Consider the following 23,971-nt stretch of genomic DNA (forward strand, 5'->3'; position numbering starts at 1 on the left):
GGGGTGGCGAGGTCGGCGCGGTCATGGATGCGTTCTCTCGAGCCGGAGCGCTCGTCTTCGGTGGCGGCCATGTCGTGTTGCCGCTGCTGCAGGCCGAGGTGGTCGATCCCGGTTGGATATCGGAGAGCACGTTCCTGACCGGTTACGGGGCAGCGCAGGCCGTGCCGGGGCCGCTATTTACCTTCTCCGCCTATCTGGGGGCGGCGATGGCTCCCGGCGTCCATGGCGGGATACTGGCGGCATTGGCGACGGTCATGATTTTTTTGCCGGGCATGCTATTGCTGGTGGGCGTCCTTCCGCATTGGGACCGATTGCGCGCCTCGTCGACCGCGCAGAGGCTGATCCAGGGCACGAACGCGGCGGTGGTCGGCATTCTGGGGGCCGCGCTGTACGCCCCAATCTGGCAAGGCGCCATTGTCGAGCCGGCCGATTTCGCGCTGGCCCTGGCCGGCTTCCTGCTGCTGACGGTATGGCGCTGGCCGGCGTGGCTGGTCGTGATCGCGCTCCCCCTGGTCACTGTGCTGGCTGGCTGATGGGCGAGCGACGAGCCATCGATGGCTGCCGAGCGGCAAAGCGGGGTTGTGTTACATAAAGAAACATATCTTCCGCCCTTCTTTAACCTGTATGAACTTCATCGATGACTCGAGGGCGTACGGTGATCTTGCAGCGTCAGGAAGACGCAGTGCCAAGGAAGGAGTCGCGGGAAGCGATGTTCACAGGGACGCATGGCAGGATGCCATGGCGAGTTGGCAAGGAATCGCCACGATCTAACCCCGGCCCCAGCGGTCGGGGTTTTTTTTGCATCCGCCTGGCGTCGCGAAGTGAAGACGTATCTGCACGAGGGGATCGATATGAGCGAGCGGGTTCAGCGGCGAACCGGGGCGACGATGCTGGCCGCCGTCCTGTTGGGCATCGGTATCATGGCGGCGCTCGACGAGATCGTATTTCATCAGGTACTGGCCTGGCACCACTTCGTCGAAACCGACAACTCGGCGCTGGCGCTGGCCTCGGACGGGCTCCTGCACACGCTGGAGCTGGTGATGCTGGTCATCGGTGGCGCGCTGATGCTGCGGCTCCACGAGACCGGACAGCACGCCCCCGGTTACCGAGGCGCGGGGTTCCTGCTGGGAATGGGCGGGTTCCAGCTCTTCGACGGCATCGTCGACCACAAGATACTGGGGCTTCACCAGGTTCGCTACGTCGACAATCTGCTGATGTATGACCTCGGCTGGAACCTGGCCGGCCAGCTGCTGCTCGCCATCGGTTACTGGCTGCTGCGCCGGGCCCGGCGGGGCGAGGCGCTGAGCCAGCGGTGAGCGGGTTCACGCTGGTTTTCGGTGCGCTGGCCGCACTCTATGCCTGGGGTTGGTGGCGAGCGAAGCGGCGCGGCCGGGGCTGGCCGCTGTGGCGGTTGGCCCTCTTCGTGGGCAGCGCGCTGGCGATCGTCGCGGTGATGTCGCCACCATCGATGCAGTGGGCGCACGATGATTTCCGCGGCCATATGGCGGTGCATCTCGTGGCGGGGATGATCGCGCCGTTGGGGCTGGTGATGGCGGCGCCGGTGAGCCTGGCGCTGAAGAACGTGCCCGCGCACTGGGGCAGGCGCTGGGTCAGGTTCGTATCCCTGCCTCCCATTCGCGTGTTGGGCCATCCCGTCACGGCGGCGCTGCTCAATATCGGCGGCATGATGGCGCTGTACCTGACCGATCTCTACAGCGCGATGCGCCACTCTCCCGGCTTCGCCCTGTGGCTGCACTGGCATTTCGTGGTTGCCGGGTGTCTGTTCAGTTGGGCCATTGCCGGGCCGGACCCGGCGCCGAGACGCCCCTCCCTCGAATGGCGCTTCGGCGTGCTGGTGGTATCGATGGCGGCACACGCGACGCTGTCCAAATGGATGGCCCGGTTTCACTTCCCCGCCTCGGTGCCGCCCGATCAGGTCCAGCAGGGCGCGGAATTGATGTTCTACGCCGGGGAGCTGCCGGAAGCGCTGCTGGCCTACTTGCTAGCGCGGCAGTGGGTCCGGTCGCGTTATCGGCAGCCGGCCGGGGCCCGGGGCGTGACGCCGTAATCCCGGTCATGCCCCGGCATGATCGTCCTCGTCCAGCGGCAGCTGGACGTTGCCGCCGGTCCAGGTCCACCGGGTGATCTCCGGGATATCGTCGAGATGTTCGCGGATATAGGCGTGGTGCTTCTGCAGCAGCGCCTGCAGGTCGCCGATCAGCGTGGCGGCACTCTCCCACTGGTCCGGTAGATAGCGCAGGGCGTCCAGCGCCAGATGCGCGCGACTCATGTGGTTGAGCACCGTCATGTCGAACGGGGTGGTGGTGGTCCCCTCTTCCTGATAGCCGCGAACGTGGAAGCGCTCGGGCTCGGGGCGATTGTGGATCAACTGGTGCACCACGCCACGGAAGCCGTGAAAGGCGAAGACCACCGGCCGGTCGGCCGTGAACAGCTCGACGAAACGATCCTGGTCGATGCCGTGGGGGTGGTCGAGGCGCAGCGTCATGAGATCGACCACGTTGACCACGCGCACGGCCAGCTCCGGCAGGTAGGTGCGCAGGATATCCACCGCCGCCAAGGTCTCCTGAGTGGCGATATCACCGGCACAGGCCATCACGATATCCGGATCGCCTTCGCCGTCGTTGCCGGCCCACTCCCAGATGCCGAGACCTTGGCGACAGTGCTCGGCGGCCTCGTCCATGGTCAGGTACTGCAGCTGGGGATGCTTGTCGATCACGATGGCGTTGAGGTGGTCGACACTGTCGAAACAGTGACGGGCGGTGGCCAGTAGCGTGTTGGCATCCGGCGGCAGGTAGATCCTGACCACCTGCGGCTGTTTGCTCAGCAGCGTGTCGATGAACCCCGGCCCCTGGTGGCTGAAGCCGTTGTGGTCGTTGCGCCAGCAGGTCGAGGTCAGCAGATAGTTCATCGATGGGACCGAGGCGCGCCACGGTACGTCGCGGGCGTGCTCCAGCCACTTGGCGTGCTGGATCGCCATGGAGTCGATGATCGAAGTGAACGCTTCGTAGCTGGCGAACAGGCCGTGGCGGCCGGTCAGGACATAGCCTTCGAGCCAGCCGTTGCAGTTGTGCTCGCTCAATACCTCGAGCATGCGGCCGCCCATGGAGAGCTTCTCGTCGTTGTCGTCGAATGGCCCCATGAAGCAGCGATCGGTGGCTTCCAGCACGGCGTCGAGCCGGTTGGACTTGATCTCGTCGGGGCAGAACAGCCGGAAGTTGTGCGGATTGTCGATGTAGATATCGCGCATGAATCGGCCCAGGCGCTCGGTGGAGCCGTGAAGCTCGCGACCCCGCTGCGCCTCGGCGAGCTCGACGGCGTAGTTCGCGAGCGGCCGATAAGCCAGCGCCTGGCGCAGCCTGCCGCCGTTGGCGTGCGGGTTGGAGCCCATGCGCCGCTCGCCGGCGGGGCAGAGTGCGGTGATGATCTTTCTGGGCCTGCCCTGTGGGTCGAAGAGCTCTTCCGGGCGGTAGGAGTGCATCCACCGTTGCAGCTGCTGCAGGCGCTCGGGATGCTCCTTCAGCCCGCTCATCGGCACCTGGTGGGCACGGAAGGTGCCTTCCACCGGCAACTCGCCCACGGAGACCGGCCCGGTCCAGCCCTTGGGGGTGCGCAGTACGATCATCGGCCAAACCGGACGGCGATCGATGCCTTCGTGGCGCGCTCGTTGCTGAATCTCGTGAATCTGATCGAGCCCCTTGGAAAGCGCCGCCGCGAAGTCGCGATGGACGCTATCCGGCTCGTTGCCCTCGACGAAGATCGGCGCGTAGCCGTGGCCGCGAAAGTAGTGGTCGAGCTCGTCGTCGCTCTTGCGCGCCAGCACCGTCGCCGAGCCGATCTTGTAGCCGTTGAGGTGGAGGATCGGCAACACCGCGCCGTCCCGGGTCGGGTTGAGATAGTTGACGCCCTTCCAGGAGCCCTCCAGCGGGCCGGTTTCCGCCTCGCCGTCGCCCACCACGGCGGCCGCGATCAGCCCGGGGTTGTCGAATACGGCGCCGAAGGCGTGGGTCAACACGTAACCCAGCTCGCCGCCTTCGTGGATCGAGCCTGGCGTCGGCACGCTGACGTGGCTGGGCACGCCGCCGGGCGTGGAGAACTGGCGGAACAGTCGCCGCATGCCCTCGGCATCGCGTGGCACGTGCTCGAAATGTTCGCTGTAGCTGTTTTCCAGCCACAGGTTGGCCAGCAGCGCCGGGCCGCCGTGGCCGGGGCCGGCGAGATAGATCACGTCGAGATCGCGACGCTGGATCTGGGCGTTGAGATGGGCATAGATCAGGTTGAGCCCCGGCACCGTACCCCAATGCCCGAGCAGGCGTGGCTTGATGTGGTCGAGCGTCAGCGGTTTCTCGAGCAGAGGGTTGTCGATGAGGTAGATCTGGCCGACGGCGAGATAATTGGCGGCACGCCACCAGTGATCGACCCGCTTCAGCAGCTCCTCGTCCTTGTCGATCGGAAGTCGGCGGATCGTCGTGGATTGGCTCATGGAGGAAGTCATGCGAGTTCTCCTGGGGTAACGGTGGCTGGAACGACGCCTGGCGCTACGCATGCGCCGACTGCTCCCGATGGAGTCGCCAGGTGTGGCGGGCGATCGTCGCCTCCTCGTCGGTGGGAATGACATGAACGGCGATGGCGCTGTTCCGGGTCGAAATGCGCCCAGGTTCGGTAGCCCGGTTGGCGGATTCGTCCAGCGCGACCGGCCATAGCGGTGCCAGCCGATCGACGACGGCCGCGCGGATCGGAGCGGCATGCTCGCCAATGCCGGCGGTGAAGACGATGCCGTCGATACCGCCCAGGCTGACCGCCATGCGTGCCATCTCCTGGGCAACGCGGTGGACGAAGAATTCGATCGCCAGATGCGCGCGGGGGGAATCGCTCTCCAGCAGCGTCTGCATGTCGCTGTCGATGCCGGACACCCCGAGCAGCCCGGACTCGTGGTAGAGCAATGGCTGGAGCGTCTCGGGGGTAAACCCGAGCTCCTGTTCGAGATGGAGTGTCAGCCCCGGGTCGATACTCCCCGGGCGCGTCCCCATCGGCAGGCCCTCGAGGGGGGTGAAACCCATGGTGGTATCGACGCTCCTGCCGGCCTGCAAGGCGCACAGGCTGGCCCCATTGCCAAGGTGCGCAACGATGGTGCGGCCCTTTGCTAACCGTTCATCGACATCGTCCAGGCGTCCGGCGATGTATTCGTAGGAGAGACCGTGAAAGCCGAAGCGACGAAGGCCCTGCTCGAAGAAGCGATAGGGCAGGCCGGTCAGTTGGGCCACGATCGGCATCTCGAGGTGGAAACTGGTATCGAAACAGGCGACCTGCAGCGTCCCGGGCGCGAACCGGCTGACGGCGTCGACCCCCTCCAGATGGTGGGGCTGGTGCAGCGGTGCCATCGGGCTGAGCGCCGCGATATCTTCACGCGTGGCGGCGTCGATGATCGTCGGGCGGGGGAAGCGGTTGCCGCCGTGGACGATACGGTGGCCGACCGCCGCCAGTTTCAGCTCGCCGAACTGTTGCGCGAGGGCTTCGTGCAACCGGGCAAAGGCGCTGTCGTGATCCGCGAGGGCGTGGCTGGCCGGGGTCTCGTCGAGAAAATCCGTCCCATCGGCCAGCCTGCCGGACAGATGCGGCGAATCGCCGATCTCCTCGGCCTGGACCCTGGCCACGAATTCGGGCGGCGCCGTCCCGTCGAGGTGGTACAGCGATAGCTTGATGCTGGAGGAGCCGGCGTTGAGGGCAATGATGCAAGGGCGCGCTGCTGCCATGAGGGCATCTCCTTTCGTCACGACGGATGAACTGCCATCGCGACGAACCGACGGCGAGGCTTCGATAGGGGCGAATGGGTATCAGCGTGGTCGACCCGAGCCCACCCTTCAAATCAAGAAGGCGCCCGGCCCGCGGTCTTGATGCGCTTCGCGGGGGCGGCAGTGCCGGGTCCACCTGGCGCCCATCACTCTCGTAGGCCACTCTCGCCGGAACCGCGGAATGGGTATCGGAACCGCGTGATGAGCGATGTCGGACTCCCTCAAGTTAGCGGGTTCGGAGGGCGAGGTGACTGATCCAGGTTAAAGGGACGAGTGGATTCCGGTTCGCCAGGGAGAAGCTTAAGCGTATCGCTGACTGACCTGGGTTAATGCTCTGGCGCGGAAAGCGGCGTTGACTAGGCTGAAAGCTGTCGATTTGCAGGATCATCGTGGGAGCGACGGATGGCTGATCTCGAGACCTACCGCAACAAGCGTGACTTCTCGCGCTCGCCGGAACCTCGCGGCAAACGCGGCAAGCAGCGTTCGCGGTCGAGTTTCGTGATTCACAAGCATGACGCCAGCCAACTGCACTATGACCTGCGGCTGGAAGAAGACGGCGTGTTGCGCAGTTGGGCGCTGCCGAAGGGGCCCAGCCTCGAGCCCGGCGAGAAGCACCTGGCGGTTCAGGTCGAGGACCACCCGCTCGACTACGGCGATTTCGAGGGGGTGATCCCTGACGGTTACGGTGCCGGAACGGTGATGATCTGGGACCGTGGCGAATGGCGGGTGAGCGGCAAGCACGATGACGGCCAGATCGATTTCGAGCTCGACGGCGCCAAGCTCAAGGGGGCCTGGACGCTCAAGCGAATGAGTGGCCGAGGAAGCGGCGGAAAGCGGCAGGACGGCAAGCAGTGGCTGATGATCAAACGCCACGACGCCGCCGGTTCCCACGTGCCCGACAGCCTGGACGACGTCAGCGTGGCCTCGAACCGGCGCATGACGGAGATCGCCAAAGGGAAGTCCCAATCCTGTTCATCGACAGGCTCTTCATCAACCACCTCAGCATCAACAGGCTCGGCTTCGAAGTCCTCGTCAAAGGAATCTTCATCAAAGAAGTCCTCATCAAAGAAGTCCTCATCCTCCCGATCCTCGTCGTCAAAACCTTCATCGAAAACCGCGAGCAGGCGCTCGAGCAGCGGTCGCAAGGCCCCGGCCGTCAAGATCGATCCCGGTCAGCTCGAGGGCGCGCGCAAGGCCAACCTCCCCGCTCGGCCTGCGGCGCAGTTGGCGACGCTGGTCGAGGAGGCGCCGGACGATGACGACTGGTTCCACGAGATCAAGTTCGATGGCTACCGCGTTCTGGCGCGGCTCGACCGAGGCAGGGTGAGCCTGCTGACGCGCAACGGTCACGACTGGCGGGACCGGTTTCCGGAGATCGCCGAGGCGATCGAAGCGCTGCCGCTGGAGAAGGCGCTGTTCGACGGCGAGGTCGTCGCGCTGAGACGCGACGGTATCAGCGACTTCCGGCGCCTGCAGGGGGCGCTGAGCGAGGAGAAGACCGCCGGACTGGTGTATCAGATCTTCGATCTGCGCTATCTCGACGGCCTCGGGTTCGAAGGGATGGCGCTCGACGACGTCGCCCTGCGCGACCGCAAGACGCTGCTGGCGCAGATCTGTGACGCGGTGAAGATCGGCAACAGTGGCCTGCTGCGCTATACCGATCACATCGAAGGCCAGGGTGCGGCGTTCTACCGGCAGGCGAGTCGCCAGGGCCTGGAAGGTATCGTTTCCAAGCGTGCCGACTCTCCCTATCATGGCCGCCGCAACCGGGATTGGCTCAAGACCAAGACCGAGTGCCAGGCCGAATTCGTGGTCGGCGGCTATACCGATCCGCAAGGCTCGCGCAGCGGCTTCGGTTCGCTGCTGATCGGCGCCTACGACGACGATGGCAAGCTGCGCTACTGCGGCCGGGTCGGCGCCGGGTTCTCCCACGCTCAGCTCGCCGAGTGGCAGCGGGCGCTGGCGCGCTCGCCGCGCAAGACCTCGCCTTTCGTCGAGCGCGACATTCCCGATCTGGCCAGCAGCCACTGGGTCACGCCCAAGCGCGTGATCGACGTCAATTTCAGCGAATGGACCCACGATGGCCGCCTGCGCCATCCGCGCTTTCGCGGCCTGCGCGAGGATCGCGATCCCCACGACATTCGGCTGAGCCAGCAGCGAGCGACGGAGCCGTCCATGAGCGAGAAAGCGAGTGAACCTGCTCCCCAAAAGCGTTCGACCCGGAGGCGATCCGGTGGCGGCGACGTCGAGATCGAGGGCATTCGGCTGACGCACCCCGACCGGGTGCTGTTCGAGGACCAGGGCATCACCAAGCGGGCGCTGGCCGAATACTATGCCGAGCATGCCGGGTGGATCCTGCCCGGACTCGCCGAGCGGCCGTTGACGCTGCTGCGCTGCCCCAGCGGTGTCGGCGAGACGTGTTTCGTCCAGAAGCATCCCAGCGAGACCATGCCGCACAGCCTGCCGAGCGTGGCCATCGCCGAAAAATCCGGCAGGCACGACTATCTCTACGCGCGCCGTGCCGCCGACCTGGTGGCGCTGGTCCAGATGGGCACCGTCGAATTTCACCTCTGGAACAGCCGCGTCGACGATCTCGAGCGCCCCGATCAACTGGTGTTCGATCTCGATCCGGCACCGGACTGCGAGTGGCAGGCGGTCATCGATGTCGCCGGCGAGCTGCGCCAGGGGCTGTCCGAGCTCGGACTCACCGCCTTCCTGCGCACCACCGGCGGCAAGGGCCTGCATCTGGTGGTTCCTCTCAAACCGCATGCCGACTGGGAGACCGCCAAGGGATTTGCCGAAGCCGTGTGTGAACGCTGTGCCGAGCGTCATCCCGACCAGTTGACGCTCAACATGTCCAAGCAGGCTCGCCGCGGCAAAGTGTTCCTCGATTACCTGCGCACCGGCCGTGGCGCCACGGCGGTGGCTTCCTATTCGGTACGCGCCAAGCCCGGCGCGCCGGTGGCGACGCCGATTCGCTGGGAGGCGCTCGGGCCGAAACTGAGAGCCGATCATTACACGCTGGCCAACCTGCCGCGCCGGCTGGCTTCGCTCAAGCACGACCCGTGGAAGGGCTTCGACGACGCCCGCCAGCGACTGACCAAGAAGCGCTGCCGCGATGCCGGGATGGAGCTGTGATGACTGCCGGGACCAGGAGGGCCGCGTGGATGACCGGAACAGTCGAGGGGAGAGAACGATGAGCGCTCGCGCGGTCTGGAAAGGCGTCATCGGTTTTGGCGAGGAGCGGGTGCCGGTCAAGCTCTATACGGCGGTCAGCGACCGCCACGTCCATTTTCGACTGCTCGACCGGCGTCGGCATCGTCCCGTGCATCAGGCGATGATCGAGCCCCGGAGCGGGAAGACCGTGTCGCGCGACGACCGGCACAAGGCCGTCGTCGGCAAGCGGGATCGGATCCTGTTCGACACCGACGAGCTCGACGAACTGGCGCCGGCGCCCTCGCGGGACATCGAGGTGATGCACTTCCTGCCTCCAGGGACGATCGACAACCAGTGGTACCAGCGCCCCTACTATCTCGGCCCGGATGGAGACGAAGGCACGTTCGACGCCTTCGCCGCCGCGCTCGCCAGCAGCGGACGGGAAGGCTTGGTCCACTGGGTGATGCGGCACAAGGCCTATGTCGGTGCGCTGCGTGACCACGACGGCCACCCGGTGCTGATCACCCTGCGCCATCTCGACGAAGTCGTCGACGCCGATGCCCTCGATCCCCCCGGCGGTGCCAAGCTGAACGACAGGGAGGTGAAGATGGCGACCGACCTGGTCGAGACGTACGCCGCCGACTTCGAGCCGGCAACCTACCAGGACGAGTATCGTCAGCGACTGGAAGCACTGGTGGAGGCCAAGCGCAGTGGCAAGCGACTCAAGGTCAAGCGCCGCCGCCGGCAGGAATCCGCCGACGATATCGCGTCGTCACTCGAGGCCAGCCTGGCCCGGGAGCGCAAGCGTGCCTGAATCGAAGACGACAAAGTCGAAAACATCGAAGCCGGACGAGCGGCATCACCACGCTAGCGGCTTTCGCGGGCCGCGACCGTTCTGGTCCGGCACCATCGCCTTCGGGCTGGTCAATCTCCCGGTCGGTCTCTACCCCGCCCAGCATTCGCGTGATGTCACGCTGAAAGAGGTCGACGATCGGGGCAGGCCGCTGTACCGCCGGTTCTTCAGCGAGACCGGGCGCAAGCCGCTCAAGTCGAGCGAGCTAGCCCGGGGCGTCGAGGTCGGCGAGGACCGCTACGCGGTCGTCGAGGATCAGGAGATCGAGGACGCCACGCTCGAGCACCGGCGCGAGATCGAGTTGAGCCGGTTCGTTCCGCTGGACCAGCTCGATCCGCTCTATTTTCGACGCGCCTACTTTCTGGTGCCGGACTCTCGCTCGGCTCGCGGCGATGGCGCGCTCAAGCCTTATCGGCTGCTGGCCGCGGCGATGGAAAATGCCGGGCGGGCGGGAATCGCCACGCTGGTGATGCGGGGACGCGAGGTGCTGGTGGCGATCATCGCCGAGAACGGCATCCTGCGTGCCGAGGCGCTGCGCTTCCATGACGAACTGCGCACGCCGCGAAGCATCGGCCTGGAGCCGCCGGGTGAGCCGGATGCGAAGCGCGAGCGGCGGATCCGGCAGGCGATGGACAAGCTCGACGCCAACCATTTTGACCCCGACGAACTGATCGATCCCCACATCGAAGCGCTCAAGAAACGGGCACGTCAGAAGCGTCGGCGTCATCAGGATGTCGCCCCGGTCGAAGCTACCCGTTCGCGGGATGCGGACCAAGGTAACGAGAGCGAAGAGGGCGCCGAGGTCATCGATCTGATGCAGGTGCTCAAGCGCAGTCTCAAGCGTGGGCGGGTCGAACCGACCCCAAAAGGGGGCCAGGGGAAAGGTGGCGAAGGTAAAGGAGGCGAAGGTAAAGGAGGCGAGGAGAAAGGAGGCGAAGATAAAGGAGGTAAGGGTAAAGGGAGCGCGTCGAAGCGAAAATCCTCGTCGTCCGCCCGTGCTTCCGATACGCAGGACAAGGCTTCCGGTCGCAGCCCGGCATCGAGGAGATCCCGCAGGGCACCCGCCAAGGCCGAACTGACCCGGCTCTCCCGTGAAGCGCTCTACCAACTGGCCCGGCAACGCGACCTCGCCGGGCGCAGCGGCATGAACAAGACGCAGTTGATCGAGGCGTTGCGAGAGCAGAATTAGCGCTGGGTAGGGAGCGCTGAACATCGGCAACAGCGGCCAAGACGGTACGGTACGATCGAAGCGGGATCAGGCGGCGGAGACGGCCGTGCGATATCGGTTCCGGCCCGCGGCGATCAGGGCCTTCTCGAGATCCCGTATCTGGCACTTGTATGCCGAGCAGTTCGCGCAGGTGACGCGCGCCCCCTCCTCCTGCTTGATGGGCAGGTGGAACCGATGATGGCCGCAGACGCTGCAGTCGAGGTTCAAGGTGACGGTCATCATGCCGAACGTCGCATTGCCGGCTGTCGCTCCAGCCGGTGGACGCTCTCCCTTGCCATCTGCAGGATCAATCCACGCGACAGGTTCAGCGCATGAAGCGTATAGCTGGGCGAGGCGAGATCGGTCTGGTGGCCGTAGGTATCGATGAATTCGCCGCACTCCGTGCAGGTGATCTCATCCCAATCCCGGGGGCTGTCCGCGGAGATAGCTTGGGTATTGCCACAGCGGGTGCATGAAATGTGGTGTCTCATGATCCTCCCTCCTTGGTAGAGGCTGGCCGTCCTGGCCAGCAAGTCAGGCAGTCCCTGCCCGTTGCGGTTCGACGATCCTTGTCGGTCCCGCCAGCGATCCCTGCTGGCGTTTCGACACTCTGGCATAGCCGTAAAAATTGTACAAGATTGATTTTTAGTACAAGAGTTGTTTGCGATAGGCGGCCCGTTCCCGTGGAAAAGGGGTCTGGCATCCCGCAGGCGCATTCACGCCTAATCGGTTTTCAATAAAGGTTTTTCTCCTTTTCTATCAGTGTTCTGTATGCCAACGACCTGCAAGGAGCGAGCGAAAAGCGCACCCCGCCCTAAATTAAATTAATTTTATTTGTACAGCGGCCGATAGAGCGTCTCACGGCATGGCGGGAATGATGTTGGTGTTCTCACGCTTGCCGGAGCCAGTTACACCCGCCCGACGGCCAGAGCCGAGGGCATCTATCGGGGGTCTTGCCATGCTGCTACTGAATCGAAGCGTGAAATTTCGCCTGGCCGCGAGCCTGGGCGCCTGTGTCGTCATGTTGTTCGTCGTCGGAGTCGTCGGGCTGTTCGGTCTGAGCTCCACCAACGACGCCCTGAAGCGGACCTACGAAGGTAACGTTCTGACACTGGGGCATCTAAACCGTATCGACCGGGCGCTGCTCGGCAACCGGGTCAAGATTACTGCGGAACAGCGGGATCGCGACCCGGAATCGGCGCGGACGACGCAGCGTGAGATCGCCGCAAACGACGCCATCATCGATGCGGCTTGGGAAGACTACTATCCCAATCGCATCAGCGGTCCCATCGAGAGGGAGATGGCCGACGCCTTCATCACCTCGCTGGGCAACCTGCGGTCCACCATTGCCGAGCTCACCACCGCCATGATCGGCAATGATTTCGATCGCGCCCGGGAGATCGCCACGACGACGCTGCGCGAACGCTATTCGGAAACGCTCGGCGACATCCAGCAACTGGTGGACCGCAACAGCGCGCAGGCCGCCGAGGCCTACGAGGGAGCGGTCGCGCTATATGAGTGGGAACGCAAACTCGTCATCGGCACCATGATCGGCGCACTGATCGCGGGCATATTGCTGGCGCTCTGGTTGATCCGCGGCATCATGACCCCGCTGGGTAAAGCCCAGGACCTCGCCAACGCCATGGCCGACGGCAATCTCGACAATCCGATCGATATCACCTGCAAGGACGAGTTCGGCGTGATGCTGCGCTCGCTGAAGGCGATGGAGAGCCAGTTCTCCCATGTCGTCATGAGCGTACGCGGCAACGCCGAATCGGTCAGCACCGCGGCGGACGAAATCGCCCAGGGCACCGACGATCTCAGTCGCCGCACCCAGGAGCAGGCCGCGAGCCTCGAACAGACGGCGGCATCGATGGACGAGATCACCTCGACCGTGCGCCAGAATGCGGAGAACGCCGCCGAAGCCGACAAGCTCGTCCACGACGTGAGCCAGCGAGCCAACGCTGGCGGCGAGGTCGCCGACAAGGCGGTCAAGGCGATGGAGGGGATCAACGCCTCGAGCCGCAAGATCGCCGGTATCGTCGGGTTGATCGACGAGATCGCCTTCCAGACCAACCTGCTGGCGCTCAACGCTTCGGTGGAAGCGGCACGCGCCGGCGAGCAGGGCCGCGGTTTCGCCGTGGTGGCCAGCGAGGTGAGGAATCTTGCCGGGCGGAGTGCCGATGCCGCCAAGGAGATCAAGAAACTGGTGGAGGATAGCATCGGTCAGGTCGATACCGGTACCGAACTGGTCAATCGCGCGGGCCACGCGCTGGAGGAGATCGTCGAAGGCGTCGCCCGCGTGACCACGCTGGTCGGGGAGATCGCGGTGGCCAGCCGCGAGCAGGCGCAGGGCATCGATCAGATCAACACCGCCGTGTCCCAGATGGATGGCGTGACCCAGCAGAATGCGAGCCTGGTGGAAGAGTCCAGCGCCGCCGGGCGCTCGCTGCAGAGTCAGGCCGCGGCGCTGTTGAGAGAGGTCTCTTTCTTCAAGGGGGCGGCCAGCGGTACTACGCAGGCGTTGCCGTCGGGCTCGGCCACGGCGTCATCCAACGCCTCGGCCATGACGCCGGTGCGGCCTCAGACGCCGGCGCGCCCGCGGGCCAGCACCGCACCGCAGAAAGCCGAAACCGAAGAGTGGACGTCTTTCTGAAAGCAACATTCTGAACGCGATATCCTCGCCAAGCGCCCCCATCGGGGCGCTTTTGGCTTCGCGGATCGTCTGTTCATCCCATCGGCGTCATCGCGTCATTCCCGTTCCCGCCTCCCTGTCCTTTCCCGCCTCTCCGTTCGTTTGTACATCCCTCTCCATTCACGCCTTGGGCGCCAGCTCATAGATCCACACGCTGAAGCCGCCCAGGGTATTGGGGCCGAAGGTATGAGTCAGCGGAACATCGGTGGCATCGCGGCCCTGGGCGATCAGCACGCGGCCGATGCAGGGCGCGGTGTTGCGCGGGTCGAAGGTCCACCAGCGGCCTCCCAGATAGACCTCCATCCAGGCGGCGAAGTCCATGTCGGCGTAGGGCGGCGGCTTGCCGATGTCGCTGATGTAGCCGGTGCAGTAGCGGGCCGGCAGATTCATGCAGCGACAGAGCGTGATGGCGAGATGGGTATAGTCGCGACAGACACCCACCCCTTCGTGATAGGCCTCGGAAGCCGTGCGTGTCGGTCGCGAGTGCTCGTAGCCGAAGGTGAGGTGCTGGTTGACGAAATCGCAGATCGCCTGAACACGGGGCCATCCCGGCGGCGTGCCCTGAAACCGCTGCCAGGCGATCTCGCTGAGCAGGTCGGTCTCGCAGTAACGGCTGCCCAGCAGGTACTGCAGCCCCTCCGAGGGAAGCTCTTCCACCGGATGCTGGCGGGCATCGAGACCGACGGGATCGTAGCCGCCGTCGTCATGCAGGATCGCATTGGTACCGAGCGTGAAGGTGCCGGCCGGCGCCACCATGCGGTTGCACCAGTTGCCGAAGCTGTCGCGGTAGCTCGACAGGTTGACCATCGGCGAGGTGATCAGGTGATCCGGGCCTTCCAGGCTGGAGAAGCGTGAATGATGCACGTTGAGCATGGCGATCATCGGCGTGGGTGCGGCGAACTGATAGATCATCTCGCAACCGAGCTGAATTCTCATGAGCGGTTTCTCCAGGGGGCCGTAATGGCGAGTGTTGGCGCACGGGTGGCCGTCAGGCGCCCCGCGCGGGGCCGGAGTCGGCGGTCGTTCATGATTCGCCGTCGGCGGCAGTGGCCGTCGGTGGCGGGGAGGTTTGCGGGACGGAACCGGGCAGTGCCGGAGCGGGGCCGCGCTCGGCGAGACGGAGGATCAGCAGGTGAGGTTCGCCGTCCAGGGTCAGCCACGCTTCGCAAGCGCTGTCGGGCAGCGGCTCTCCATCCAGCGTGGCACCGGCGGGCCGGTCGTCGGAGGGTCGCTCGACGCGGATCATGCAGGCGCTCCCCTCGAGGTTGACGGTGGCATGGAAGCCCGGCCACGCATCGGGAATGCAGGGCGAGACGATCAACCGGCGACCCTCCCGGCGAATCCCCAGGATGCCGGCCACGCCGGCCTGGTACATCCAGCCGGCGGAGCCGGTGTACCAGGTCCAGCCGCCGCGTCCGACGTGAGGCGGCTCGGAGTAGACATCGGCGGCGATCACGTAGGGTTCGACGCGGTAGCGCGCCACCTCTTCCGGTGTCAGGGCGTGGTTGATCGGGTTGAGCAGCGAGAACAACCTGTAGGCCTGGTCGGCCTGGCCCAGCTTGACGAACGCCAGGATCGACCACATCGCGGCATGGGTGTACTGCCCGCCGTTCTCCCGCAGCCCCGCCGGATAGCCCTTGATGTAGCCGGGCTCCATTGCGGTCCGGTCGAACGCCGGCGTGAACAGCAGCGCCAGTCGCTCCTCGGGGCGGATCAGGTGGCGTGACACCGACGCCATGGCCTGGGCGGCGCGCTCGGGGTCGGCACCTTCCGACAGCACCGCCCACGACTGCGCGATGGCGTCGATCCGGCAGGCGTCGTTGTCGTGGGTGCCGAGCCACCGGCCATCGTCGAAAGTGGCGCGGCGGTACCATTGACCGTCCCAGGCCTCGCTCTCCAGCGCCTGGCGCAGCGTCTCGGCGCGTTCCCGCCAGCGCTGGGCGCGGGCCCGCGCTTCCGGCGCGTCGCGGGTGTCGGCCAGCGGCGCGAACAGCAGCAGCGTGCGCAGCAGCAGCCAGCCCAGCCACACGCTCTCGCCGCGACCCGCCTCGCCGATACGATTGAAGCCATCGTTCCAGTCACCGGTCCCGATCAGTGGCAGGCCGTGCTCGCCGAACCGCTCGAGAGCCTGGTCCAGGGCGCGGGCGCAGTGCTCGAACAGCGACGCCGTCTCGTCGGCCGTCAGCGGTTGGGCGAAGTCGTCATGGGCCTCCGGCGCCAGCGGCGGCCCCTCCAGGAAGCCGACGCGTTCGTCCAGCACCGCGGGGTCGTCCGTTGCCTGAATGTAAGTCGCGGCGGCAAACGCGAGCCACACCCGGTCGTCGGAGATCCGGGTGCGCACGCCCTGGCCGGAGTGCGGCAGCCACCAGTGCTGTACGTCGCCCTCGACGAACTGGCGACCGGCGGCGCGCAGCAGGTGATGTCGCGCCAGCGCCGGCATGGCGAAGGTGAGCGCCATGCCATCCTGCAGCTGGTCGCGGAAACCGTAGGCGCCGCTGGCCTGGTAGAACGCCGAGCGCGCCACGATGCGACAGGCCAGGGTCTGGTAGGTCAGCCAGCCGTTGAGCATCAGGTCCATGGCCGGGTCCGGCGTGCTGATCTGCAAGGCCCCATGCAGCGTCTGCCAGTAGGCTTCGACCTCGTCCAGCTTGGCGTCGAGATCGGTGCGTCGATAGCGCGTTATCAACTCCCGGGCGGCCTCGTCGTCGCTGGCCTGGCCCATGAACGCCACGATTTCGACCGTCTCCCCGGGGGCCAGCGTCAGTTCGCACTGCTGCACCGTGCAAGGGTCACGCCCCGCCCCGACGCTTGCCGACAGCGGGCGCATTTTGGTCAGCGCCTCCGGCGCGGCCAGCGAGCCTCGGCCGAGGAACTCGCGGCGGTCGGCGGTCCAGCGACTCTGGCGGCCGTCCAGGTCGACGAATCCGACTCGTCCCGGGAAGGCCTGGTTCCACGGGTTTTGCATCAACAGCGCGCCGGTGACGGGATCGTGGCGGGAGATCAGGAACGGTGCGGTCCTGGCCCGCGACGTGCCCATCACCCAGGCGGTGTAGGCGGTGACCATCAGCCGGCGGGGGGTCGCGGTGCGATTTTCCAGTGTCAGCCGCGATATCTTGATCGGGTCGTTCAACGGCACGTACTGCAGCAGCAACATGGATAGCTGGGGCGTGTCGTGCTCGAAACGGGTGTAGCCGAAACCGTGACGGGCGACATGGCGGGCCTGATGTCCGGGGCGCGTGCGACATGGGCGAGCGGTGACGGTGGTCAGCGCGCCGCTGTCGGCATCCTGGACGTAGATCACCTCGCCGGGCAGGTCGCTGACCGGATCGTTGGACCATGGCGTCAATTGGTTCTCGCGGCTGTTGTCCGCCCAGGTATAGCCACCGCCCTCCGCCGAGACCTGAAAACCGAAACCGGCGTTGACGATGACGTTGATCCAGGGCTGCGGTGTGGTATCGCCATTGTCGAGCACGCAGACGTACTCGCGTCCGTCACGGTCGAAGCCGCCGGTACCGTTGAAGAAGACCAGATCCCCCAGCGGCGGGCGCGAGGAGGGGGCCACCGCCGGTCGCGGTGGCGCGGCCGGCGTGTCGGGTTTGCCGTTGGGCACGACGGTCGGGTGCGCCAGGGGGTCACGATGGACGTCGAGGGACGGGACCTCGGCCCTGGGTGCGCCGGACCCGAGCTTCTCGGCCCGGGGAAGCACGCCGGCGGCGGGCCTGGGCGAGGGCGGCGCCAGCAGCGCGTCGAGCTGGGCGGTGAGCGCGCCCTTGCGCGCCGTCAGCACCACCCGGGCCACGGCCAGCAGCAGCTCCTGGCTGGCCAGGTTCAACTGGTTGGCTCTCAAGGTGTAGACCGAGCCCAGCGCCAGGTCGCCATCGACATGGGGGGGCGGTCGGTTGGCGCGGACGGCCGACTCGATCGCCTCCTGCAACTCCTCCAGATAGGAGTGGGCGCGATCGTTGAGCACCACCAGATCGACGCCGAGCCCTTTGGCCCGCCAGTATTCGTGGGCTCGCAGCAGCGTCTTCAGCCAGGCCACCTCCTCGATTTCGCCGAGACGCAGCAGCACGATCGGCAGGTCGCCGGAGATCCCCATCGGCCAGAGGTTGGACTGCATCGCCAGCCCGCGCTCGAGCGCCTCGGAGGAGGAGCGGAAGCGGGCATCGCTGTAGAGGATCGGCGCCGCCAGGCGCTGGAAATCGGCGGCCTCCTCCAGCTCGATGTCGAGATGGCGCAGCTGCACCTGGGCCTGGGTCCAGGCCAGGGTGCGGGCGCGTTCGAAGGCGCTGGTGTCGTGATGCATGTCGATCAGTGCCAGCATCGATTCGCGGCTCTCGGCGACCACCGTCCAGAAATCGACGTGGGCGACGTGCCCAGGCGTGATGTGCAGCACGTAGCGCAGCGAGAAGATCGGATCCAGCACCACCCCGGTGGTGTTCGACAGCGGCTGGCCGGCGAGCGCCAGGGCATCGCCGAGCTGACGCCCCCGGCCCAGGAAGCGTGCGCGATCCGTCTCGTACTGCGGCGCTTCGCACTCCCCCTTGACCACCGCGAAGTGTGCCGCCCAGATCGGCGTTTCGTTGGCGTCCCGGCGGCGTCGGGTCGCGGTCAGGGCGGCGTAGTCGGCGACGAAATCGGTCTCGACGAACAGTTTGGCGAAGGCCGGGTGGGCATCGTCGGTGGGCGGCTGGGTCAGCACCACCTCGGCGTAGGAGGTCAGCTCGATGGTCACCGCATGGCGACCGCCGTTGGTGACCGAGACACGTCGTACCTCTCCATCGTCCTCACCGGAGACCAGCACCTCGAGGGTGGTGGTGATCTCACCGTCGCGACGGGTGAAACGGGCGTGATCCTCGGCGAAGACCACCTCTCGCCAGTCGGCTACCTTGGCCAGCGGGTGCGCGCCAGCGGACCAGCGCACGTTGCTCTCGCGGTCGCGCAGCAGGATGAAGCTGCCCCAGTCGTCGCTGGTGGCGTCCTCGCGCCAGCGGGTGATCGCCTGGCGCTGCCAGCGACTGAAGCCGGCGCCGGCGGCGGTCAGCATCACGTTGTAGCGTCCATTGGAGAGCAGGTGGGTCACCGGAGGCGCCGAGGAGGGCTCTCCGACGTGCCGTCGCACCGCTGCCGCCGCCGCTGTGGCGGCGCCGCTCGACGGCGCGGCGTGCCGGGCATCGTTGGGAGATGGCAGGGTCGCGACCTCCCGTGGCAGGCGCTCGTGCAGCAGCAGCTCGCTGGCCTGGATGATCGGCTCGCTATGGAAGTGGCTGCGCAGCCGTCCCTCGAGCAGGCTGTTGGCGATGGCGGCGATGGTCATCCCCTGGTGGTGGGCCATGACGTTGCGCACGATGACGAAGGTCCGGTCGATCGGCAGCCGCGTCGGGGTGAAGTCGATCGCCTCGAAGAAGCCGAAGTGGCTCTCCGCCTCCATCGTTTGCAGGCGGGCGAAGTTCTCCAGCGCGGCCCGCGGCGCGACCATGGTCGCCAGTGCGGTGGCATAGGGGGCGATGACCAGGTTGTCGCCGAGCCCCCGCTTGAGCCCCAGTTCCGGCACGCCGAAGTTGGAGTACTGATAGGTGAAGTCGATGTCCCGCGCGTTGTAGGCGGATTCAGAGATACCCCAGGGGATGTCATGGCGCCTGGCATACAGGCGCTGGCTGGCCACGACCAGCCGGTTGGTCTGCTCCAGCAGGCTGCCGAACGGTGCGCGCATGACCAGCGAGGGCATCAGGTACTCGAACATCGAGCCCGACCACGAGATCAGCGCGACGCCCTCTTTCAGCGGTGTCACCGCCCGGCCCAGGCGGAACCAGTGGCGGGTGGGCAGGTCGCCCTTGGCGATCGCCAGCAGGCTCGCCAGGCGCGCCTCGGAAGCGAGCAGGTCGTAGCAGCCTTCGTCGACCCGATCCTCCTGGGGGGCGTAACCGATCGACATCAGCTTGCGCTCCGGCACCAGCAGGAAGTGGAAATCCATCTCCAGTGCGAGCCGCCGCGATTGCGTCGCCAGCAGTTGCAGGCGCTGGGCCAGGGTGGCCTCGGGTGCGGCCTCCGCAGCATCGCCCGAGGCAGCGGTGGCCTGGGCCAGGGGCGCCGTGTCCTCGGCGTCGCGTCGGTGTTCGTCGAGGCAGTGCTGCAGGATCAGCATCCAGCGCTGCGGCGAGACCTCTCCGGTCGCCTCGTCGGCCTCCGAGGGGGCGCCGGGTTGCGCTTCCAGCAGCTGCTGGCAGGTAGCGATCGACTGCCGCAGGGCATCGCAATACTCGATGCCGTAGCCGATCGCTTCGAGATGGGAGGAGAGCGAATCCAGCTCGTCGAGCAGGGCCGTCCGCGTCTCGGCGTCGAGCGACTCGGTGGCGGCGATGTCCTCGCGGCACAGCAGCAGGGTATCGGCGAGGCCGTTGCGCGGGTCGAGGACATGCGGGTGGGCGATCCAGGCGTCGCAGGCGTTGGCCAGCGTGATCAGGTGGCCTGCCAGGTTGCCGCTGTCGACCGTGGAGACGTAGAGCGGATCGAGCGGCGCCAGTGTCCGGGTGTCGTACCAGTTGTAGAAATGGCCCTTGCAGCGCTCCAGCACGAGCAGCGTGGCCATCGTGGCCTCGAGTCGCTCCACGGCGCGATGGGTGCCGATCCAGGCGAAATCCCGCGCGGCGACGCACGCCAGCAGGTAGAGGCCGATGTTGGTGGGCGAGGTGCGCTGGGCGATGACCGGTTTGGGGTCGAACTGGAAATTGTCCGGTGGCAGCGCGTGGGAGTCCGCGGTCACGAAGGTGTCGAAAAACTGCCAGGTGCGTCGGGCGATGCGTCGCAACGCCTGCGCCTGGGGTGGCGATAGACGCAGGTTGTCGGTGGTGTCGGTGGGGGCGCGGCTGGTCCAGAGCGCGATCAGCGGGGCGACCAGCCACAGCACCAGCAGCGGCAGAATGACGATCCAGGCCGGTGGCTCGACGATCGCCAGAATCAGCGCCAGCGCCAGGCTCAGCAGCGTGCCGCCGGCCATTTCGCGGCCGAAGCCGGCCGCGCCGAGACGCTCGTTGCCGGCCAGCTGTGACGCCGTCGTCCACTCCAGTAGATGGCGCTGGGAGACGTAGACGCGAAAGAGCGTGCGGAGGATGGCATCGCCCATCTGCCACGCCTGATCCGCCAGCAGGGTCAGGCTCAGCAGGCAGCGCCCCATCTCGGTTCGCAGGTCCCGGGCCAGTGTCCGCCAGTGATGGCGCCAGTTGCCGTCGCGGCGATGGGGCACGAGCGCCGAGACGACAGGGATCAGCGCGGGAATGATCAGGCAGGCCAGCGTCAGTGCCAGGGCGGTCAGTGCGGCCGACATCGGTAGCCAGGCACAGATCATCAGCGCGCCGAACAGGCTCGGCGCCAGCAGCGACCGGCGCAGGTTGTCGGCGATCTTCCAGCAGCCGACGGCGGTCAGCGCCTGGCGGTCCGAACGCTTCCCCCAGAACCAGGGCAGTAGCTGCCAGTCACCCCGTGTCCAGCGGTGCTGGCGTCTGGAGGCGACGTCGTAACGCTCCGGGTAGGCTTCGACGACTTCGACATCCGAAGCGAGACCGGCCCGCGCGAAGATGCCCTCCAGCAGGTCGTGGCTGAGCAGGCTGTTCTCGGGAATCCGGCCCACCAGCGAGCGCTCGTAGGCGTCCACGGCGTAGATACCCTTGCCCGCGAACGACCCCTCGCCGAACAGGTCCTGATAGAGATCCGACACCGCGGCGGTGTAGACGTCCATGCCGCCGGGGGCGGAAAACAGCCGCTGGTAGCGCGAGCCCTGCCGACCGATGGGCAGCGAGGGCGTCACCCGGGGCTGGAGAATGGCGTGGCCGCGAACGACCCGATCGCTGGGCCCGAAAACCGGCTGATTGAGCGGGTGCGCCATCTTGCCGACCAGCCTGGCGATGGTGTCGCGAGGCAGGCGGGTGTCGCTGTCCAGCGTGACCACGTAGCGCACGCCGGGCGGCACCCAGGGCGTGTGGCCATCGACGGAGATATAGGAGGTATCGTCGGCGCCACGCAGCAGGCGGTTGAGCTCGGTCAATTTGCCGCGCTTGCGCTCCCAGCCCATCCAGCAGCCCTCGCTGGCATTGTAGAGCCGGCGGCGATAGAGCAGCAGGAAGCGCGGGCCTGCCGGGCCGTTGCCATGACGCTGGTTGAGGCGCGCCATGGCGTCCACCGCACTGGCCAGCAGGATGTCGTCGCTGGCGAGTTCGGCGGTATTGGCATCGCGGCCGTCCAGCAGCAGGGCGAAGGTCAGGTCGCCGCCGGTGCCGGAGAGATAGTGCACTTCCAGGCGCTCGATCAGTTCACGCAGCGCGACCGCTTCGGTCAGCATGGCCGGTACCACGACCAGTGTTCTGAGCGTCGTGGGAACGCCCTCCTCGAGTGCCAGGCCGGGCAGCGCCTCGCCGCCGACACCTTCGCCCAGGGCGCGGTTGGCCAGTGCCGTCGCCACCTCGTAGGCGGGCAGGAAGATCAGTACCAGCCATGGCAGTTGCCACATCGGCGCCAGCCCGGCCGCTCCCAGCGCCCACACGGCAAGTCCCAGCAGCAGCAGTGTGATCAGGCTGGTGGCGCAGGCGTAGCCGGCCAGCCCCAGCTTCAGCACGGCCCGGCGAACCCGCAGCGCGAGGGGCGGGCGGAAGCCCAGCGATCGCTCCAGTTCGCGACGACCGTCGGCAATCAGGTAATACCCCGGATCGGTACGTCGTTCCGCGTCGGCCGGCTGGCAATCCGGGGCAAGCTCGGCCTGCGCGGCGGCAAGCGCCTGCTCGGTCACCAGCAGTTCGTCCCGGTGCGAGCCGCGGGCCAGTTGCTCGATGGCGTTGCGGTAGCGGTCGCGGGTGGCGAAGTCCATCTCCGCGAAGCGGCTGTCCGCGCGCAGGCGCCGGTCGACCAGACTGACCTGCTCGACCAGGGTCGCCCAGTCGAAATCGGCGATGTGACGCAGGCTGGTGATCACGTTGCGGACGCTGACGTTGGACGCGCCCTGGCGTTGGTGGGCGTTGTGCACCACGGCGGCGGTCGATGTGCCCTGGCGGGCGAACTCCTGCTCCAGCCAGACCAGCGCCGGTACCTTGCCGGGATCCTGATCCTTGAGGCGCTTGACCATCTGGGCGTAGAAGTGGGCGGCAAAGGGGTCGGTGATGTCGAGATGGGCGTAAGCCTGCAGCGAATGGCCATCGGCCTCCCGTCGCAGCAGGCTTTCGCACAGGATATCGGCCTCGTCCCGGGCTTCCCGCGCACGGATGATCTGGTCCGAGAGCCGGCGCAGGTTCTCCACCAGCACCAGGCGCAGACTGATGGCGATCGCCCACAATTCGCCGATGGTCAGCGCTTCGATACGCTGGTAGGCGTTGATGAACCGGGACAGGGTGAGGGGATCGAAATGGCTGTCGGTATGGGCGACGTAGGCCCAGGTCAGGCCGAGCACGCGCGGGTAGCCGGCGAAGGGACCGTCGGCCAGCTTGGGCAACTGGCGGTAGTAACCCGGCGGCAGATCCTCCCCGATGTCGCTGACGTGTTTCTCGACATGGTGGTAGTGGTCGAGCAGCCACTCCGCGGCTGGCACGATGCTGCGGCGCTGGGCGACTTCGTTGGCAATGCTGCGATAAGCGGCGCCCAGTGCCACCGTGTTGTCGTGCAGTCGTCGATGCAGGGGCAGTACCGCTGGCGGATGCAGGGTGATCGGCTGTGCCAGCGCGAGGCTCTGGGCGTGCTGCTCGAGCCGTTCCGGGCCGAAGAGCTCTTCGCGGACCGGCGTCCTGGCATCCCAGGGGGGAGGCGAGTTGGCACTGGCGTCGTCTCGACGCCACCAGGCGTTCATGGCCTGCCCCCGTGCGACGAGGGGCGGGGAGGAGCGATCGGCAAATCGTTGCATCGATGCATTGGTGATCTCCTGCCGCCGACCGAGGGGATCAGGACCCGGATCGAGGCGGTAACGCCATGCCATGGTGAAAAACGAAGCACGCCTGCTGGCGTTAGGCGGTGTCACTCGAAAGTTCGTCGAGTGTCGAAGTGGAAGGCGCCATGACCGACCGTCACGGCGTGCGAAGAGATGGGGAGAATCACGAGAGGTGCAGGCCGACCTTGGATGATCGGCACGCGCCTGGCGAGAGTCCGAGCAGATCGTGAAGTCAGTATGGGTGGTGGATGGCGAATTAGCGAGTACTGACTTCGGTGCCAGACAGGGCGTTCGGCGCGGCGCCGCGGTGCGCCCTTCGCGAGTTGGGCATCCTGCCGAGAAAGTA

General features: G+C 66.5%; 13 protein-coding genes. 7 read left to right on the forward strand and 6 right to left on the reverse strand.

All coding sequences use genetic code 11. The annotated features are described in order from the left end of the window. From AC3AYF_RS01920 to AC3AYF_RS01930, 3 genes are all read left to right on the forward strand, one after another. Positions 1 to 533 (forward strand): chromate transporter (locus AC3AYF_RS01920; RefSeq protein ID WP_487779341.1); only part of this gene is annotated, 533 nt, incomplete at its 5' end. A gap of 318 nt (positions 534 to 851) precedes the next feature. Then, a complete protein-coding gene (locus AC3AYF_RS01925; protein ID WP_487779342.1) occupies positions 852 to 1,316 on the forward strand; it encodes a DUF2243 domain-containing protein in 465 nt (154 codons plus the stop codon). Beyond that, positions 1,313 to 2,068 (forward strand): cytochrome c oxidase assembly protein, encoded by a 756-nt coding sequence (locus AC3AYF_RS01930; protein WP_295034923.1) that lies wholly within the window; start codon positions 1,313 to 1,315, stop codon positions 2,066 to 2,068. The genes AC3AYF_RS01925 and AC3AYF_RS01930 overlap by 4 nt, the downstream gene beginning before the upstream one ends. Positions 2,069 to 2,074: 6 nt before the next feature. Here AC3AYF_RS01930 and AC3AYF_RS01935 read toward each other — a convergent pair whose 3' ends face one another. Both AC3AYF_RS01935 and AC3AYF_RS01940 read right to left on the reverse strand, forming a co-directional pair. Further along, positions 2,075 to 4,513, reverse strand: coding sequence for a phosphoketolase family protein (locus tag AC3AYF_RS01935; RefSeq protein ID WP_487779343.1), 2,439 nt, complete (start codon positions 4,511 to 4,513; stop codon positions 2,075 to 2,077). Between the two features lie 43 nt (positions 4,514 to 4,556). Then, positions 4,557 to 5,771, reverse strand: a complete 1,215-nt coding sequence (locus tag AC3AYF_RS01940; protein WP_295034919.1) for an acetate/propionate family kinase — start codon at positions 5,769 to 5,771, stop codon at positions 4,557 to 4,559. A gap of 441 nt (positions 5,772 to 6,212) precedes the next feature. On the opposite strand from AC3AYF_RS01940, the gene ligD reads away from it, so the two are divergent. The 3 genes from ligD to ku (AC3AYF_RS01955) are packed head-to-tail and all read left to right on the forward strand — an operon-like array spanning position 6,213 to position 11,008. Next, positions 6,213 to 8,948, forward strand: coding sequence for a DNA ligase D (ligD, locus tag AC3AYF_RS01945; protein WP_487779344.1), 2,736 nt, complete (start codon positions 6,213 to 6,215; stop codon positions 8,946 to 8,948). A 58-nt stretch (positions 8,949 to 9,006) separates the two neighbouring features. Beyond that, positions 9,007 to 9,780, forward strand: a complete 774-nt coding sequence (gene ku, locus AC3AYF_RS01950; RefSeq protein ID WP_295034914.1) for a non-homologous end joining protein Ku — start codon at positions 9,007 to 9,009, stop codon at positions 9,778 to 9,780. Next, positions 9,773 to 11,008, forward strand: coding sequence for a non-homologous end joining protein Ku (gene ku, locus AC3AYF_RS01955; RefSeq protein WP_295034912.1), 1,236 nt, complete (start codon positions 9,773 to 9,775; stop codon positions 11,006 to 11,008). The genes ku (AC3AYF_RS01950) and ku (AC3AYF_RS01955) overlap by 8 nt, the downstream gene beginning before the upstream one ends. 66 nt (positions 11,009 to 11,074) lie before the next feature. Here ku (AC3AYF_RS01955) and AC3AYF_RS01960 read toward each other — a convergent pair whose 3' ends face one another. Both AC3AYF_RS01960 and AC3AYF_RS01965 read right to left on the reverse strand, forming a co-directional pair. Continuing rightward, positions 11,075 to 11,269: a hypothetical protein gene (locus tag AC3AYF_RS01960; RefSeq protein ID WP_295034910.1), complete on the reverse strand. Its 195-nt coding sequence runs from the start codon at positions 11,267 to 11,269 to the stop codon at positions 11,075 to 11,077. Continuing rightward, positions 11,266 to 11,517 (reverse strand): hypothetical protein, encoded by a 252-nt coding sequence (locus AC3AYF_RS01965; RefSeq protein WP_295034908.1) that lies wholly within the window; start codon positions 11,515 to 11,517, stop codon positions 11,266 to 11,268. Before AC3AYF_RS01965 ends, AC3AYF_RS01960 begins: the two co-directional genes overlap by 4 nt. A gap of 467 nt (positions 11,518 to 11,984) precedes the next feature. On the opposite strand from AC3AYF_RS01965, the gene AC3AYF_RS01970 reads away from it, so the two are divergent. Continuing rightward, positions 11,985 to 13,682 carry a methyl-accepting chemotaxis protein gene (locus tag AC3AYF_RS01970; protein WP_295034906.1) on the forward strand — a complete coding sequence of 566 codons (1,698 nt, stop codon included), beginning with the start codon at positions 11,985 to 11,987 and terminating at the stop codon, positions 13,680 to 13,682. Between the two features lie 159 nt (positions 13,683 to 13,841). Here AC3AYF_RS01970 and AC3AYF_RS01975 read toward each other — a convergent pair whose 3' ends face one another. After that, the gene (locus tag AC3AYF_RS01975; protein WP_487779345.1) at positions 13,842 to 14,657 is read right to left on the reverse strand and encodes a transglutaminase-like domain-containing protein; all 816 of its coding nucleotides are present in this window, start codon (positions 14,655 to 14,657) and stop codon (positions 13,842 to 13,844) included. 88 nt (positions 14,658 to 14,745) lie between these two features. Then, on the reverse strand, positions 14,746 to 23,601 hold the full coding sequence (locus tag AC3AYF_RS01980; protein ID WP_487779346.1) for a GH36-type glycosyl hydrolase domain-containing protein: 8,856 nt from the start codon (positions 23,599 to 23,601) through the stop codon (positions 14,746 to 14,748). Between the last annotated feature and the right edge of the window lie 370 nt (positions 23,602 to 23,971).

The sequence above is a fragment of the Salinicola sp. genome, assembly GCF_982684285.1.

Coding starts and splice junctions, on each gene's coding strand:
- AC3AYF_RS01925 (WP_487779342.1), top strand. CDS start 852: ATGAGCGAGCGGGTTCAGCGGCGAACCGGGGCGACGATGCTGGCCGCC.
- AC3AYF_RS01935 (WP_487779343.1), bottom strand. CDS start 4,513: ATGACTTCCTCCATGAGCCAATCCACGACGATCCGCCGACTTCCGATC.
- AC3AYF_RS01940 (WP_295034919.1), bottom strand. CDS start 5,771: ATGGCAGCAGCGCGCCCTTGCATCATTGCCCTCAACGCCGGCTCCTCC.
- ligD (WP_487779344.1), top strand. CDS start 6,213: ATGGCTGATCTCGAGACCTACCGCAACAAGCGTGACTTCTCGCGCTCG.
- ku (WP_295034914.1), top strand. CDS start 9,007: ATGAGCGCTCGCGCGGTCTGGAAAGGCGTCATCGGTTTTGGCGAGGAG.
- AC3AYF_RS01960 (WP_295034910.1), bottom strand. CDS start 11,269: ATGATGACCGTCACCTTGAACCTCGACTGCAGCGTCTGCGGCCATCAT.
- AC3AYF_RS01965 (WP_295034908.1), bottom strand. CDS start 11,517: ATGAGACACCACATTTCATGCACCCGCTGTGGCAATACCCAAGCTATC.
- AC3AYF_RS01970 (WP_295034906.1), top strand. CDS start 11,985: ATGCTGCTACTGAATCGAAGCGTGAAATTTCGCCTGGCCGCGAGCCTG.
- AC3AYF_RS01975 (WP_487779345.1), bottom strand. CDS start 14,657: ATGAGAATTCAGCTCGGTTGCGAGATGATCTATCAGTTCGCCGCACCC.
- AC3AYF_RS01980 (WP_487779346.1), bottom strand. CDS start 23,601: ATGCAACGATTTGCCGATCGCTCCTCCCCGCCCCTCGTCGCACGGGGG.